12 protein-coding genes, 1 tRNA gene, 1 other RNA gene and 1 pseudogene are annotated in these 15,231 nt (G+C 44.6%); 10 read left to right on the plus strand and 5 right to left on the minus strand.

Going from position 1 to position 15,231, the window contains the following annotated elements:
• Position 1 precedes the first annotated feature (1 nt).
• Positions 2-1,543, plus strand: a complete 1,542-nt coding sequence (gene guaA, locus ACSYSR_RS06095; RefSeq protein WP_489815792.1) for a glutamine-hydrolyzing GMP synthase — start codon at positions 2-4, stop codon at positions 1,541-1,543.
• A gap of 462 nt (positions 1,544-2,005) precedes the next feature.
• Here guaA and ACSYSR_RS06100 read toward each other — a convergent pair whose 3' ends face one another.
• Entirely contained in the window at positions 2,006-3,040 is a 1,035-nt protein-coding gene (locus ACSYSR_RS06100; protein WP_489815791.1) for a branched-chain amino acid aminotransferase, read from the minus strand.
• 146 nt (positions 3,041-3,186) lie between these two features.
• Between ACSYSR_RS06100 and recU the strand changes: the two genes are divergently transcribed.
• The 5 genes from recU (at position 3,187) to ACSYSR_RS06125 (ending at position 7,187) form a co-directional block, all read left to right on the plus strand.
• Positions 3,187-3,894: a Holliday junction resolvase RecU gene (gene recU, locus ACSYSR_RS06105; RefSeq protein ID WP_489815790.1), complete on the plus strand. Its 708-nt coding sequence runs from the start codon at positions 3,187-3,189 to the stop codon at positions 3,892-3,894.
• Complete coding sequence (locus tag ACSYSR_RS06110; protein ID WP_489815789.1) at positions 3,891-4,448, plus strand: SLOG family protein; 558 nt, start codon at positions 3,891-3,893, stop codon at positions 4,446-4,448. Before recU ends, ACSYSR_RS06110 begins: the two co-directional genes overlap by 4 nt.
• Before the next feature lie 259 nt (positions 4,449-4,707).
• Positions 4,708-5,091 (plus strand): DivIVA domain-containing protein, encoded by a 384-nt coding sequence (locus tag ACSYSR_RS06115; protein WP_489815788.1) that lies wholly within the window; start codon positions 4,708-4,710, stop codon positions 5,089-5,091.
• A 56-nt stretch (positions 5,092-5,147) separates the two neighbouring features.
• An RNA gene (gene rnpB, locus ACSYSR_RS06120) (RNase P RNA component class B) lies at positions 5,148-5,516 on the plus strand.
• A gap of 183 nt (positions 5,517-5,699) precedes the next feature.
• Positions 5,700-7,187, plus strand: coding sequence for an ABC transporter substrate-binding protein/permease (locus ACSYSR_RS06125; RefSeq protein WP_489815787.1), 1,488 nt, complete (start codon positions 5,700-5,702; stop codon positions 7,185-7,187).
• A gap of 117 nt (positions 7,188-7,304) precedes the next feature.
• Here the strand turns inward: ACSYSR_RS06125 and ACSYSR_RS06130 are convergent, their stop codons facing one another.
• A complete protein-coding gene (locus tag ACSYSR_RS06130) occupies positions 7,305-8,336 on the minus strand; it encodes a lactonase family protein (protein ID WP_489815786.1) in 1,032 nt (343 codons plus the stop codon).
• Positions 8,337-8,565: 229 nt separating this feature from the next.
• Between ACSYSR_RS06130 and ACSYSR_RS06135 the strand changes: the two genes are divergently transcribed.
• The 3 genes from ACSYSR_RS06135 to ACSYSR_RS06145 all read left to right on the plus strand — a co-directional run bounded on the left by ACSYSR_RS06135 (position 8,566) and on the right by ACSYSR_RS06145 (position 10,393).
• Positions 8,566-9,726, plus strand: coding sequence for an AI-2E family transporter (locus ACSYSR_RS06135; protein ID WP_489815785.1), 1,161 nt, complete (start codon positions 8,566-8,568; stop codon positions 9,724-9,726).
• Positions 9,723-10,235, plus strand: coding sequence for a tRNA (cytidine(34)-2'-O)-methyltransferase (locus ACSYSR_RS06140; RefSeq protein WP_059393471.1), 513 nt, complete (start codon positions 9,723-9,725; stop codon positions 10,233-10,235). The genes ACSYSR_RS06135 and ACSYSR_RS06140 overlap by 4 nt, the downstream gene beginning before the upstream one ends.
• An 86-nt stretch (positions 10,236-10,321) precedes the next feature.
• Positions 10,322-10,393: transfer RNA gene (locus ACSYSR_RS06145), tRNA-Glu, on the plus strand.
• A gap of 197 nt (positions 10,394-10,590) precedes the next feature.
• Here ACSYSR_RS06145 and ACSYSR_RS06150 read toward each other — a convergent pair.
• Together ACSYSR_RS06150 and ACSYSR_RS06155 are read right to left on the minus strand one after the other, a co-directional pair.
• Positions 10,591-10,866 (minus strand): annotated as a pseudogene (locus ACSYSR_RS06150) (tyrosine-type recombinase/integrase); the annotation flags it as partial.
• Between the two features lie 148 nt (positions 10,867-11,014).
• Positions 11,015-11,815 carry a manganese catalase gene (locus tag ACSYSR_RS06155; protein ID WP_252773764.1) on the minus strand — a complete coding sequence of 267 codons (801 nt, stop codon included), beginning with the start codon at positions 11,813-11,815 and terminating at the stop codon, positions 11,015-11,017.
• Between the two features lie 355 nt (positions 11,816-12,170).
• Here ACSYSR_RS06155 and ACSYSR_RS06160 point away from each other — a divergent pair, with 355 nt between their 5' ends.
• The gene (locus tag ACSYSR_RS06160) at positions 12,171-14,546 is read left to right on the plus strand and encodes an FtsK/SpoIIIE family DNA translocase (RefSeq protein ID WP_489815784.1); all 2,376 of its coding nucleotides are present in this window, start codon (positions 12,171-12,173) and stop codon (positions 14,544-14,546) included.
• A 175-nt stretch (positions 14,547-14,721) separates the two neighbouring features.
• Here ACSYSR_RS06160 and ACSYSR_RS06165 read toward each other — a convergent pair whose 3' ends face one another.
• On the minus strand, positions 14,722-15,222 hold the full coding sequence (locus tag ACSYSR_RS06165) for a hypothetical protein (protein WP_489815783.1): 501 nt from the start codon (positions 15,220-15,222) through the stop codon (positions 14,722-14,724).
• Positions 15,223-15,231 lie beyond the last annotated feature (9 nt).

Here is a 15,231-nt window from a genome sequence, read left to right on the forward strand (position 1 = left end):
CATGACCACAGGTAATGACAAAATCTTAGTATTGGACTACGGGTCCCAATACAACCAATTGATTACGCGACGCGTTCGAGAACTCGGCGTTTTCTCTGAATTGAAGTCATCGAAGATGACGATTGATGAAATTAAGGAATACAACCCGAAGGCAATTATCCTTTCGGGTGGTCCAAAATCAGTTTACGATGACGATGCTTATCCAATTGACCCTGAAGTATTCAAGTTGGGAATTCCAGTCTTGGGTGTTTGTTACGGGATGCAATTGATGGCCCAACATTTGGGTGGTAAGGTCGAAGCAAACCCTGGAAACGGGGAATTCGGTCAGACTGTCATCAAGCAGACTGCCCCTTCCAAGCTCTTTGCTGGTACACCAGAAGAGCAAGTTGTCTTGATGTCACACTCAGACAACGTTACAAAGTTGCCTGACAACTTTGTTGTGGCTGCCGGTTCTGAAAAGACGCCAATTGCAGCGATTGCTAATGATGATGACCGTCTGTACGGCGTTCAATTCCACTCTGAAACAACATTGTCTGAACACGGTAAGGAAATCATTAAGAACTTTGTCATTGATATTGCCGGAGCGGACGCTTCTTGGACAATGGCTGGTTTCATTGATGAACAAATCGAAAAGATTCGCGCCGAAGTTGGTGACAAGAAGGTCTTGCTTGGTTTGTCTGGTGGGGTTGACTCATCTGTTGTTGGTGTCTTGTTACAAAAGGCCATCGGCGACCAATTGACTTGTATCTTTGTTGACCATGGTTTGTTGCGTAAGAACGAAGCACAACAAGTGATGGACATGTTGGGTGGCAAGTTTGGTTTGAACATCATCAAGGTCGATGCACAGGATCGTTTCTTGTCAAAGCTTGCTGGTGTTACTGATCCAGAGCAAAAGCGTAAGATTATCGGTAACGAATTTATCGAAGTCTTTAACGATGAAGCCATCAAGTTGAAGGACGTTGACTTCTTGGCCCAGGGAACGTTGTATACGGATGTGATTGAATCTGGTACGGATACGGCCCAAACAATTAAGTCACACCACAACGTTGGTGGTTTGCCTGAAGAAATGAACTTTACTTTGATCGAACCTTTGAACAAGTTGTTCAAGGATGAAGTTCGCGCCTTGGGTGAAGAGTTGCAAATGGATCACGAGTTGGTCTGGCGTCAACCATTTCCAGGACCAGGTCTTGGTATCCGAATCATGGGTGAAATCACTGAGGACCGGTTGGAAACTGTCCGTGAATCCGACTTTATCTTGCGCGATGAAATCGCCAAGGCTGGTTTGGAAGGTGATGTTTGGCAGTACTTCACTGTCTTGACAAACAATAAGTCTGTTGGTGTCATGGGTGATTACCGGACGTATGAATACACGATTGCTGTCCGTGCCATCACTTCTGTTGATGGTATGACAGCGGACTTTGCCCGCTTGCCATGGGATGTGTTGCAAAAGGTTTCTTCACGAATTGTCAACGAAGTGGATCACATCAACCGCGTCGTGTACGACATTACCGCTAAGCCACCTGCAACGGTTGAATGGGAATAAATAATTATAAGGCGCAGAACTCAAAGTGCACAGCGTAATTTAATGGCATTTTAAGCAAAGTGCACTTAATAAAGTTTACTTGGTTTGTGGCCAATAGCTCGTTAAATTTTAAAGCCAGTTCTGAGAAATCAGAACTGGCTTTTGTAGTTGCTATAAAAAATGTTGCTAGACGATCAAAAAAATTGACTATACAAGAAACACATAAACATTATAAGAAAATTGTTAACTTTGCAACAGCAAAGGCTATGGTGATTACGGATCATCAGACTTTTATTAGTGACAGAACCGGACAACTGAGCAAAAATAACGTTAAATTGAATCCAGCCATTCGGCTGTTTTTTATTTTGTAGCGCTGGTTTATGTAGATAAAAAATCAGAACGAGCCACACGGCTTGTTCTGATTTATCGGACATCAAATGATTTAGTTGGTTAACCTGATTTTTTAAGTTGTAAAATCGGCTATTAGACCAAAGGGACGTCTTGGACCCAACCTTCAGGACCTTTTTGGTCGCCGTATTGGATACCAATCAAGCGGTCATAGAGGGCTTGGGTCTTTGGGCCAACTTCACTTTCTGAGAAAAAGACATGTTTCTTTCCTTCATGGGTAATGGAACCAACAGGTGAAATGACGGCCGCTGTTCCCATGGCCCCAGCTTCGGCAAATTGATCCAAATCATGGATTGAAATTGCTTCCTCCACCGGATTCATGCCCATTTCTTCGGCCAAGGCCAAGAGGGAGTATTTTGTAACAGAAGGGAGAATTGATGGTGATTTTGGCGTCTTGAATTGGCCATCCTTGGTAATACCAAAGAAGTTTGCAGAACCGAGTTCCTCGATATACTCATGTTCGCGTGGGTCCAAGTAAACAACATCGGAATAGCCGGCCTTGTGGGCGTTGTCACCAGGCAACATCGAAGCGGCATAGTTACCACCAACCTTGGCTTGTCCGGTTCCACCGTGGGCAGCACGGTCAAATTCAGAAGTTACAAAGGCTGTTGGCGTCAAGCCACCTGGATAGTAGGCACCAACTGGCATGGCAAAGATGGTGAACAAGAAGTCGTGGCCAGGGTGGACACCGATTTCAGGCGAAGTCGAAAGCAACAATGGTCGCAAGTACAAAGAGCCACCCGATTCGTAAGGTGGGATGAAATCTTGGTTAGCCTTAACCACTTCCTTAACGGCTTCAACAAACTTATCTTCTGGATAAGGCGCCATTAACAAACGTTCTGCTGAGTTATGCATTCGATGGGCGTTACGGTCAGGGCGGAAGATGTTCACACCACCATCCTTACGCCGGTAAGCCTTCAAGCCTTCGAAAACTTCTTGCCCATAATGCAAGGCGACAGCTGATTCGCTCAAATGGAGGGTTGAATCAGTAGTCAATTCGCCTGGTTGCCACTGACCATCGTGGTATTCGGCCTTATAGCGGTAGGGCAGGTCATGATAACCAAAACCCAAGTTATTAAAATCGAGGTCGCTTGCTTTTGCTTTCGTCATAATAATTCTCCTTCTTTTACTCAATGATTAATCTTATATTAAAATAAAATGAGAAAAAGTCAAGGGGTTTTATGAGATTTCCATCAATCTGCCTGATTGATGGAATATGTTAAAATAAGCGTAACTTAAAATTTCGAGGAAACACGATGGTGAATTATCCTAAGGGTGTCCATGGCGATGGACAGCAAGTGCAAAATCAAATTCAACGTGGCAAGAAGACACAAAAGGGTCTCCTCTTTGGTCGGCGGGGGATGGCTTTAGAGAGCCTGATTAACGATGCCAATGAATACTATTTGGCCAACCATCTTGCCGTTATTTATAAGAAACCGACACCGGTGACGATTGTCAATGTTGATTATCCAGCCCGATCAGCAGCCAAAATCACGGAAGCCTATTTTCAGCAGCCATCAACAACCGATTATAACGGCGTTTATCAAGGCCGTTATGTTGATTTTGATGCGAAGGAAACCAAGAACAAAACTTCGTTTCCAATGAAGAACTTCCATGAACACCAAGTCCGCCACTTATCCGAGGTGGTGGCCCAGGGAGGCGTTGGATTTGTCCTCATCAAATTCACGCTCCGAGATGAAACCTACCTGTATCCGGCACCAGACTTGATTTACAATTGGCAAGCCCTGAATGGCCACCGGTCATTGCCATATGCCGATGTCGTAGCAGCAGGTTACTTGGTCAAACCAAGTCTGATGCCCAGCCTGGATTATTTGCGGGCGCTTGATGATTACTTGGCAGATTTGTCGGTTGGCAAGCGGGTAGGTCAGCCCAATCAGTCTCAAGCAGTGGGCGGTGATCGTCTAGTCAAACAATCGCAATCCGACGGACGGCACCCGCTATGAGTCGGATTTGGATGACGGGTTATCGGACCTACGAATTGGGTGTCTTTAAGGAAAAGGATCCCAAGGTTCAAGTTTTGAAGTATGCTATCAAAAAAAAGATGATAGAACAGTTGGACCTGGGTCTGGAATGGGTAATTACAGGCGGTCAACTCGGAGTAGAGACCTGGGCGATTGAAGTTGCGCTGGATTTGAAAAGGGATTATCCAAATTTGCAGGTTGCTTTACTTTTACCCTTTGGTCACTTTGGATCGCAGTGGCAGGAGGCGAGCCAGACGCGGCTGGCTAATTTAAAACAGCAGGTGGATTTTTACGCCGATGTTCATCAGGAAGACTATCAGGGACCATATCAATTGCGCCAGTATCAGGAATTTGTCTTAAACCACACGGATGGTGCGGTGCTCTTGTATGATGCCGAATTTCCGGGAAAATCTCAGTACGATTATCAAGCCATTTTAAATTTTCAGGCGCAGTCCCCATATCCACTGGAAATGGTTAGTATGGATGACTTGCAAGAATTTGCCAATGATTACCAGGAAAATCAGCATGACCAATGAGGAGGCGGAGATTTCTGAGATAAGAGGCGGAGCAAACTGATCGATTCGTCTTAAGACGACTTTATCCTGAGTACTAGGTGTTTTTCTGGCTTTAATCTATCCAGAAGCGACAAAAAGTTGGATAAAATGGCGAAAGTTAACGTTTGTTTAATCTGAAACAATTACATTAGTATTACTAGCATGACTGTCAAACTTGCTACTGCCAGATTTTCCTGGTATTATTAGCCTAGTTCAATTAGAATTTAAAGGAGTGTTTCTTGTGGCTCAAGTAAAGTATACTCAAAAAGATATTTACAACCGTGTTTTTAAGGAAAAGCGCGTTGGTGTTGGCTATGATCCCAATGATGTTGATGGTTTCTTGGATGACATCATTTCTGATTACGGTGTTTTCACTAAGCGGATTGAAGAATTGCAGACACAAGTCGGCCAATTGCAGACTGCTTTGAAGCAGACTCAAGAAGAGTTGAGTGCTGAAGATCACGTTCGTGAAGCTCAACCGGTTGCACCAGCACCGGTCGTTGAGGAGGTGCCAGCACCTGCTCCAGTTCAAACGTCAACCGCAACACCAACTAATCTGGATCTCATTAAGCGCGTCGCGAATTTGGAACGAGCTGTATTTGGTTCAGAAAATGGTGCAAACTAAGTTAAAAAGTGGTAAAATTTTACTGCGATTAACAATGGTTTAATTGTTTAATAGCAGGTACCGAGTAATTGCGCATGATATTTCTCATGTGAGGAAGGTCCATGCTCGCACACTCTGCGATGGGTGTAGTGTTTGTGCTGGGATAAAAAATAAACCCAGGCATGGTGAAAACCATGACGGCGGCTGAAATGGCTACGGCTTTGCTATGTCAAAATAGGTCTGAAAGTGCCATAGAAACGGATTCCTAGGTGAAAATTTAGGACTTGAGACGAGGTAAACCCCACAAGCGGGCAACCCAAACTTTGGTAGGGGCGGCTGACCTAGTGAACTGAAATGATGGTCGGTATGGCGGCAACGCTTAGATAGATGATTACTGAAGGTGCTTAATCCCTGGTAAGTACTGGAACAAAACATGGCCTACAGGTACCTGTTACAGGGAGTCCACACTTGGTGTGGGCTTTTTTTTATGGCTTTTTATTGGTAGAATAGGTAAGTGCGAAAAGAGCTTGACCATTTTGCGAGCTCTTTTTTGATGTCAGCCATTGCAATGAATGGTCAGATAACAAACAAATAAAACTGTTGGTCTGTGACTGACAAAAGGATTGAATATGTTCAAAACACTTAGCAAAAAAATGCTGACTTGGTTAACCTTGGCCATCTTAGTCTTGCCCCTTTTACTAGCATCCGCAACAGCCTTCACGACTAAGGTGAATGCAGCTGAAACGGATCCTACTTTGGAACGAATTCAAAAGAAGGGAACGTTGGTCGTTGGCTTGTCAGCCGACTATGCACCTTATGAATTTCATAGCCAAATCGATGGTAAGGACCAAATCGTTGGTTTTGATGTTTCCTTAGCAAAGGCGATTGCTAAGAAATTAGGCGTAAAAATTCAAATTGAAGACATGGGCTTTGATGCTCTCTTGGGTGCTTTGAAGACCGGAAAGATTGATATGATTGCTTCTGGTTTCTCAGCAACGCCAGAGCGAGAGACACAAGTCGACTTTTCCCATGTTTACTTGAAGTCACCGCAGACGATGATTGTGCTGAAAACAAACAAAGCCAAGTATGAAAGTGGTGAATTGTCAGCCTTCTCCGGTCAAAAGATTGGGGCACAAACGCAAACTATCCAGGAAGATGCTGCTAAGACAATTCCTGGGGCAACAGTTGTTTCACTGCAAAAATATCCCAACCTGATTTCTCAGTTGTCACAAGGGGTTGTGGCGGGAGTCGTGGCTGAAAAGACGATTGCCCAAGCCTATGCGGATCAGAACCCCAAATTTGCCATGGTTGAACCAAAGTTTTCAACGGATTCCACGGGACAGACGTCGATTGCCGTTCCTAAGAATTCACCAGCCTTGGTTGCTAAGGTTAACCAGGTGATTGATAAAGTGACGACCAATGGTCAGTTTGATGGCTGGAAGAAGCAAGCTCAAAAGCAGATGTTTGCCTCCAAGGACAAGTCCTATTGGCAAAAGTATGGCCACTACTTTGTTGAAGGAACTGGCATTACTTTGGCCTTAGCTGTGGTTGGTGTCTTGATTGGGACCACTTTGGGAACTTTCTTTGCCCTCCTGAAGCTTTCATCTGTCTTTATCCTGAAGGCGATTGGTAATATTTACGTTGAATATATAAGGGGAACACCTTTGCTGGTCCAGGCCTTTATGGTCTTCTTTGGAACACAGGCGATTGGCTTACACCTATCGGCCTTTGTAGCGGGTTCACTGGCAATGGGTTTGAATTCTGCTGCTTATGTGGCCGAAATCATCCGTTCTGGAATTGAATCGGTTGATCAGGGGCAAACAGAAGCTGCCCGGTCTTTGGGACTTTCCCATGCCAAAGCGATGCGCTTAGTAATCTTGCCACAGGCTGTCCGAACAATTTTGCCAGCTTTGGGTAATGAATTTGTTTCGGTCATCAAGGAAGGATCTGTTATCTCTGTTATTGGTGTTGGCGAATTAATGTATGAAACGGGCGTTGTTCAGGGAGCTTCCTTTGAACCATTTATGCCACTGGTGATTGCCTCATTGATTTATTTCGTGTTGACCTTTACTATTTCGCGCGTATTGGGCTATGCTGAACGGCGCATGGATCGTTAATTGAATATTTTTATTGAAGGCCCTTGCGATAGCAAGGGCCTTTTTTCGATGGTTTTAATAAAAAAGGACGTAAAAAAAGAGCTGCCAGAGCAACTCTTTGAAAAAATCAGTTTGATTTTAGCCTTCGAACTTTACTCGGACACCTTCAGGGATGGCGAAGTCTTTTTGAACTAGCGTCAACTCACCGGTTCCTTGGTCACGTGAGAAGACGGAAACGTTATTTGTTTTTTGGTTAGCGACAACCAAGAATTTTTCGGCGGGGTCAAAGTTCATATCGCGGGGGAATGAGCCTTCAGTTGAAACTGTTTGAATTAATTCAATTTCTGCTCCCATGTTGGATGTTTGGAAGACAGAAACAGAATCGTGACCACGGTTTGACGTGTAGATGAAGCGGCCGTCTTCCGTCAAGCGGATAGCAGCAGCACCATTGTGTTCATCCCAGTCAGAAGGGATTGTTGAAATTGTCATGACATGGGCAAATGAGCCGTCTTCTGCGTCGTACTTCAACACGGAAAGCAAAGATGACAATTCCCCTAGGACATAAGCATACTGTCCGTCAGGTGAGAAACGCAAATGACGTGGTCCAAAACCGTCTTCTGCCTTATAGCGATCGACATCGGTCAACAAGCCGGAAGGGTCGACAGCAAGAGTAATGACTTCATCGGTCCCCAAATCAACAACAGCCAAACGGTTGTCAGGTGTTAGGTTGACATAGTGGACATGAGAGCTGTCTTGTTCTGGTCGAGGACCAGAACCGCTGTTATGCCAAGTGTCTTTTAAGACTAAGGAACCATCGGGTTGAATGGCATATACTTCAACTGTACCGCGGTGGTAGTAGCCGGCAAAGACTAATTGGCGGTCTTCATCAACGGCAATGTAAGCGGGGGCAGAACCCTCAGTTACATTCAAACCAATTTCAGACATTGGGCGAGTCGCGTTATCGAGTGAAACTACACCAGCTTCATCGCCACGCTTTTCGACGGCGTAAACAACGTTTTCCTTGGAAATTGCCAAGTAGGTCGGATTCGTGCCAGCAAAAACCAAGCGCGCATCGGACAATTGGCCGGTTGCTTCGTCAAAATCAGCTTCGTAAATGCCCTTTGAACTTTGGCGGGTATAAGTACCAAATAGTACGTGATGAACAGTCATGTTCAGTGTCACTCCTTTTTTAATATTCTAATCAGGGTTATTGTAGCATATTTTTGCAATGGGCTCGACAGAGTAGCTAAAAAAGTAACGACATGTTGATTCCTGATTTTTTAAGGAGAGGGGCTAAGTTACCATAGAATTACCAGGTGGAAAGCGTGGCTAAGGCTCTTTTTGAGGCAATGCTATGGTAAAATGTTTAGTAATAGAAATGTCATGAAAAGGAGCAACTATGCCAAAAGAAAATGGAAAAAAATCGATTGGGTTGACATCGGTTAAGGGACTTAAAACTTTGACCGCAGTGGTCTTAGTCCTATTAATCATTTGGTTAGCCTACCAGGTACGCTTTATTTTTGGACCGATTGAGTCCTTGGTTGCTGCGGTTGGAGCACCTATCTTGATTGCTGGAGTCTTTTACTACCTATTGAACCCCTTGGTCACGAAATTAGAAACGAAGTTAGGCTGGAAACGCAAGCACATCGTCTTGGTCGTGATTGTTCTTTTCTTGCTAATTATGGTGGCAGCGATTGCCTTTTTGGCACGGGTAATCACGGTTCAAGTAACGGAACTATTAACCCATTGGCCAAGTTACTTGCGTGAAGGTCAAAACTGGATTAAAGAGACTTTTGAAGGGCAGCAGTATGATCAGTTACGCAATATTCTAGTCACGTCGAATGACCAAATTAACCGCACAGCAATTGCTTGGGTGCAAGCGCACATGGCTGCTAGCATTTCTGGTGTTGGCTACTTTGCTGCTCGCTTAAGCGAAGTTGGTGTTGTTTTGGTTTCAACACCTTTCATTTTGTATTATTTGCTAGTGGACGGTGCTCATTTACCAGAATTTATCATCGATAAGTTGCCGCCCAAAGTTCGATCATCAACGAAAAATCTTTTGGCAGAATTATCAGAACAGATTGCAAAGTATATTCGGGGGCAATTGGGAGTAGCGCTGTCCGTAATGATTATGTTTGCCGTTGGTTATACACTGATCGGCTTGCCTTCTGGAATCTTGCTGGCCATCTTGGCTGGTGTCTTGAATCTGATTCCTTACTTAGGCTCCTTCTTGGCCCAGATACCTGTGTTTGCGGTTGCTTTTGTCACCGGTGGGGTGAAGATGGCCGTTTTGGCAGCGATTGTCTTGGCGATTGAGCAGCCACTAGAAGGCCATGTCATTACGCCGAAAATTTTGGGGGATGCCTTGGATATCCATCCGGTGACGGTGATTGTTGTATTATTGGCTTCTGGCCAAATTTTTGGTCTGCTGGGCTTTATTCTGGCGGTCCCTGGCTACGCCGTCTTAAAGGTTTTGGTTGTCCATCTTTATACCTGGTGGCGGACAAACTCAAAGTTATTTAAGGAAGAATTGGATAAAGAATTGGGAGAAACGAAATGACGAATCACGTTGTTTTATTTGAGCCGGTCATGCCGGCAAATACGGGAAATATTGCTCGAACAACTGCTGGTACGAATGCTGTCTTGCATTTAATTGAACCCCTAGGTTTTGATATTTCAGATAAAGCGGTTAAGCGAGCTGGTTTGGACTATTGGGACCATGTTGATTTGGTCAAGCACGACTCCTTACCTGATTTTTTGGCTACCTTGAAGCCAACTGATCACCTATACCTGGTTTCAAAATTTGCTAATCAGGACTATACGGATCCGGACTACACATTAGACGATGGTGATCATTACTTCCTTTTTGGTAAGGAAACAACCGGGTTGCCTGAAGTCTTTATGCGTCAAAATCCAGAAAAGGCAATTCGGATTCCACAAAATGACGAACACATTCGTTCTTTGAATTTGTCGAACACAGTTGCGATTGTGGTCTATGAGGCCTTGCGTCAGCAAGATTTTGCGAACTTAGATAAGATTCATACCTACGAACAAGATAAATTAAAATAAATTTCTAAAAAAGGGTTGCAATTTAGAGATATGGTTGCTATACTAATATAGTTGTTTGATAGAGATATCAAGCAACAACTGACCATGGCTCGTTGGTCAAGTGGCTAAGACGCTGCCCTTTCACGGCGGAATCGAGAGTTCGATTCTCTCACGAGCTACTAAACGTCATCTAGTGCAAAACTGCATTAGATGGCTTTTTTGTTTGAATAAGGCTTTATATCAACGTTTGTAGCGTGTATAGAAGTATATAAAAATCTATCGTTTTCTAAACAAAATTCGCAGATAAGGGCACTTTTTGCCAAATTTGCAGAGGATTCGCAGTAAAAAAAACACCCATTTGGGTGTCTTTTTTGTCTTAAAAACTTTCAAGAAATTCCATCGATTGATTGACTTCGCTATCTTTCAATTCGTCAATCATGTGGGCATAAATTTCAAGCGTTGTTTTAATATCTTTGTGACCAAGTCGTTTCGAAATGTACTGGATAATCTTGTGATTCATTAAGAGCATACTAGCATGCGTGTGGCGCAACTCGTGGAAAGTAATATTGTTAACGTTCAATTCATCGATCAACTTATCTAAATGTTTATTAGCCGTTGCAATCGATAGCGGATAACCATCTTTCCGTAAGACAAAGAAACGGTTATTGAGGGTGTCTGATTTTTTAACTCACCCCAAAAAAAGCTGCCCTCCTCTTCGTGATTCAAAGAGGGGAGCAGCTTCTTGCATATATAAGGAAAGGACACCAATAGTTGGCGAAAAATTTAGTTTGTAATGAAAATTAGCCTTGGTTGTTCTTCAAGCGCTTATCGGCAGGCTTTACCTCTGGCACACCACCCATGGCTTCAGGATGTTCTTGGTAGGCGAACTTGTGTCCATCCTTGGCTACCTGGCCTTCAAAGGCCTTTGATCCAGTACCGTCGGAGAAGCTCATGATGGTGTGGGCGAATTCTGAATGCTCGATATCGCCCATATCGCCAGGAACGATTACGCCGTACTTTTCTTCTAGTTCTTCTTGAGCCTTCATGAACTGAAGTTGGTGTTGTGTTTCACGAGCTAACAAGAACTTCAACATATCACGGATTCCCTTGTCTTCCGTCATATTGTAGAGACGAGAAACTTGCAGACGGGCCTGTGATTCGCGAACGACGTTGAAACGCATATCGGCCACTAAGTTACCAGATGAAGTCACGTAGCCGGCATTCCAGGCTGCACCGTTTGGATTCGTCAGGCCGGCGTTCAAGCCATGAACGAGTGCGTGTTCGGGGTCCATACCCGATAATGTTGCTGCCTTGAGTGGGTCGCCGGCAACGTCGGCATCAGAAATTGGCGCATCTTCGAGTAAATAGCCAATCATTGTTGAAATCATTTCCACGTGGCCGATTTCTTCGGTTCCGGTGTCTAAAAGTAAGTCTTTATACTTTTCATCGCCAGTTGATGACCAGCCTTGTGAAAGGTATGACATCATGCCGGTTGTTTCGCCCCATTGGCCACCCAAGGCCTCTTGAAGTCGACGGGCCATTAATGGGTCCGGACGGTCAGGCTTGGCGTTGTATTGCAACTTCCGAGTGTGCGTGAACATAATTTCCTACTTTCTGTGCTATCCGTGAGAATGTTTGTTAAAAATAAACAGTACCAATTTATATTTATTTATAAAATGATGACTATAAAACGCCTATTCTCTAGTAATTAACATCAAAATTAGATGGAATATATAAACCTTTCCAATTTCAACATTTTGCGTTGGAATTAGTTTATCATGGACGACAATCATAGGTAAAGGAGAAATTAGAAAAATGGTCTAGACGGCCACGGATAAAGTCCGTGTTTTCGGTACTGAAAACACTAGGAGTGACAGAGTCGACTGTGCTAAGATAGAAGGAGTAAACTAGACATTTTTAGACCGTTTAAATGGTCTGAGGCAAAGGAGAACCCTCATGGCTAAGCAGACGAAACGTCGTAGTCAAAAGAAAAAGAAAGTAAGTCGGGCAGGTACTGCTGGCCAAATTGTTGGCCTACTGATGATTATCTTATTATCAATTTTTGCAATTTTTCAATTAGGACTTTTTGGCATTTATTTGGCCGATATGGTGCGTTTTTTCTTTGGAAACCTTTACCAAATTACTTTGTTGCCGCTGATTGCTTGGGCTGCGGTTTATTTGGTGATGGATAAAAGTTATCCCATTCCCGGTCGCATATATGTCGGAGTGGCGATGATCTATCTGGCAACAGTCTTGTTGTCATCGATGCTTTTCTTCACACAGAACGAATTGCCAGGCGGTGGTTATGCTTCTCAAGTAATTCGATTGATCGGTCAAGATATGACTAACCAATCCGCTGGAACACCGGTTGGAGCTGGTATGTTAGGAGCCCTTTTATACCAAATAACCTTTACCCTCTTATCAAACGTTGGTGCGGCAATTATTATCGTTGTTTTGTACCTTGCAGGTGTGATTGTCACTTTCCGTTTACCTGCGCGTGACCTGGCACAAAAAGGTGTTGTTAAGGCTCATGAAAACTTTGCGGAGTTTCAAAAGCAGCAGAGTCAAAAGCGTGATCAGCGCCAATTGCTGGCTGAGAAGAAGCAACAGAATTTGACGGAATTTGGTGACCATCCATTTGGCTTGAGTAAAACGGAACCACAGGCAGATGAACCGTCGGCAGATCCATTTTTCCCGGATCCTGCCAAAGATATTGATGGTGATGGTGCTGATTTGCCAGTAGAAGAAAGCCTGAATATGGGTGCCGACCCGGTTGAACCAACTATTAACTGGCAGGCACCGACAACGCCAAGCCCGGCTGTACCAGCGCAAGCTACTAATCCACAAGAACATGAAGACGTCCACCTCAATGCCACTACTGTGGACGACGATGATTATCAGTTGCCACAAACCTCTCTCTTAACGAAGACTCAGCCAACCGACCAAACCAAGGAAGCCCAAGGTTTGAATGCAAAATCTCGTCTGGTCCATGACACATTGCAATCCTTTGGTGTGGACGCAACTGTATCCTCGGTTTCCTTGGGACCAACGGTTACTCAGTATGAGCTCAAGCCGGGGCAGGGGGTCAAGGTTAACCGGATTGCTAATTTGGCGGATGACCTCGCCTTAGCCTTGGCGGCAAAATCAATTCGAATTGAAGCACCCATTCCTGGAAAGCCCTATGTCGGGATCGAAGTGCCCAACGATACACAGGCGGTCGTTGGTTTCCGCTCGATGATTGAACAGTCTAAAACCTTCGACCAAGGGTTGCTAACGGTTCCTTTGGGCCGTGACGTGACTGGCAACATTGTGTCAGTGGACTTATCAGCAATGCCGCACTTACTGATTGCTGGATCCACTGGTTCTGGAAAATCAGTTGGGCTGAATGGTATTATTGTTTCTTTGCTCTTAAAGGCCAAGCCGTCCGAAGTAAAGTTGATGATGGTAGACCCCAAGGTGGTTGAGCTTTCAATTTACAATGGTATTCCACATTTGCTGACGCCTGTTGTTTCTGATCCACGTAAAGCGGCGAAGTCGCTACAAAAGTTAGTCGATGAGATGGAAAACCGCTACGACCTACTGGCTCAATTTGGTAAGCGAAATATCGGCGAGTATAATGCAGCCGTAGAAGATAACAATGCTCATGCCAAGGAAACCGGTAATGCAATCATGACGAAGCTGCCTTATATTGTGGCAGTTGTCGATGAATTTGCTGATTTGATGGCAACGGTCGGCTCTGAAATTGAAGTTTCGATTGCGCGCCTGGGAGCCAAGGCGCGAGCGGCCGGTATTCACATGATTCTCGCGACCCAGCGGCCCGACGTGAAAGTGATTAACGGAACGATTAAGTCGAATATTCCTGGTCGAATTGCTTTTCGAACGGCATCGGGAATCGATTCGCGGACGATTTTGGATACAAACGGGGCCGAAAAATTACTTGGTCGCGGGGATATGATTTTCGCCCCACCTGGCAAGGCTCATAAACGATTGCAGGGCGCCTTTATTTCTAATCAGGATGTGACTGCCATTGTTGATTTCGTCAAGGGTGAACAAGATGCCGTTTATGATGAAAAGATGACGGTCACTGATGAGGAAGTAGCCCAGGATGAAAATGGCGGTGGCGGTAACTCGGATGATGAATTGTTTGAGGAGGCGCTTGAATTCGTGATTGACCAACAGAAGGTCTCGACTTCATTGCTCCAACGTCGTTTCCGGATTGGTTATAACCGGGCGGCTCGCTTGGTTGACGACCTTGAAAATGCCGGCTATATTGGTCCGGCTGACGGGGCTCGGCCACGCCATGTCAACGTTAGCAAGAAAACCGATGAATAGATGGATAAATGAAGCTAAGTAAAAAAGCGGAACTGCCAAAGTAGATGGTGGTTTCGCTTTTTTTGATACTTATTTTGGAAATAATTTGATGGGACGCATGTTCGGCAAGATGAGGGGGAGCTGCATCAAAAAAACGTCACTCTCAAGAGCGGCGTTTTTTAATCAATTATTCCAATTATTCCTGGAAAAAGGGCACGATTTGTTTGGCAAATGAACCGTCGGGGTCGTTGACAAAGGTCTTGTAGGCGGCCCAGTAAGCATCTTCAATGAGGAGCGGTTCAGCAATGTTGTTTGGGATTGCCGTTCGTGGAATTCCACCACGGTTATCGCGAGGACCATCGTATTTTTTTGTGAAGTCGTCGAAACGCTTTTCAATCACAATCGCTTCGGGACCAAACCAGTTATGGGGTTCCTTGGTTAAGAAGCTCTCTTCAATTTGGTAGGGTGTCCAATCGGGGAGGTCGACCGCAATTTTCATTGGGTGAACCAACGTTTGTAACTGGACTTGGCCAAGAGCAATATCGGCGATAGCCCCCGCCATGGCTGAAGGCAAATGGCGGGCCTGATTTTCCTTGGCAACCAGGAGAAATTGGCCGGTCATTTTTTCATCGGTTGTGACTTCTTGGCCGGCAAGAACGTTGAGTAATTCGGTTGGGGTAATATTAATAGCTTGCATGAAAGATAG

It is taken from the genome of Fructobacillus sp. ESL1096 (assembly GCF_058511985.1).

Coding starts and splice junctions, on each gene's coding strand:
- ACSYSR_RS06140 (WP_059393471.1), top strand. CDS start 9,723: ATGACGAATCACGTTGTTTTATTTGAGCCGGTCATGCCGGCAAATACG.
- ACSYSR_RS06135 (WP_489815785.1), top strand. CDS start 8,566: ATGCCAAAAGAAAATGGAAAAAAATCGATTGGGTTGACATCGGTTAAG.
- ACSYSR_RS06160 (WP_489815784.1), top strand. CDS start 12,171: ATGGCTAAGCAGACGAAACGTCGTAGTCAAAAGAAAAAGAAAGTAAGT.
- guaA (WP_489815792.1), top strand. CDS start 2: ATGACCACAGGTAATGACAAAATCTTAGTATTGGACTACGGGTCCCAA.
- ACSYSR_RS06110 (WP_489815789.1), top strand. CDS start 3,891: ATGAGTCGGATTTGGATGACGGGTTATCGGACCTACGAATTGGGTGTC.
- ACSYSR_RS06100 (WP_489815791.1), bottom strand. CDS start 3,040: ATGACGAAAGCAAAAGCAAGCGACCTCGATTTTAATAACTTGGGTTTT.
- ACSYSR_RS06165 (WP_489815783.1), bottom strand. CDS start 15,222: ATGCAAGCTATTAATATTACCCCAACCGAATTACTCAACGTTCTTGCC.
- recU (WP_489815790.1), top strand. CDS start 3,187: ATGGTGAATTATCCTAAGGGTGTCCATGGCGATGGACAGCAAGTGCAA.
- ACSYSR_RS06130 (WP_489815786.1), bottom strand. CDS start 8,336: ATGACTGTTCATCACGTACTATTTGGTACTTATACCCGCCAAAGTTCA.
- ACSYSR_RS06155 (WP_252773764.1), bottom strand. CDS start 11,815: ATGTTCACGCACACTCGGAAGTTGCAATACAACGCCAAGCCTGACCGT.
- ACSYSR_RS06125 (WP_489815787.1), top strand. CDS start 5,700: ATGTTCAAAACACTTAGCAAAAAAATGCTGACTTGGTTAACCTTGGCC.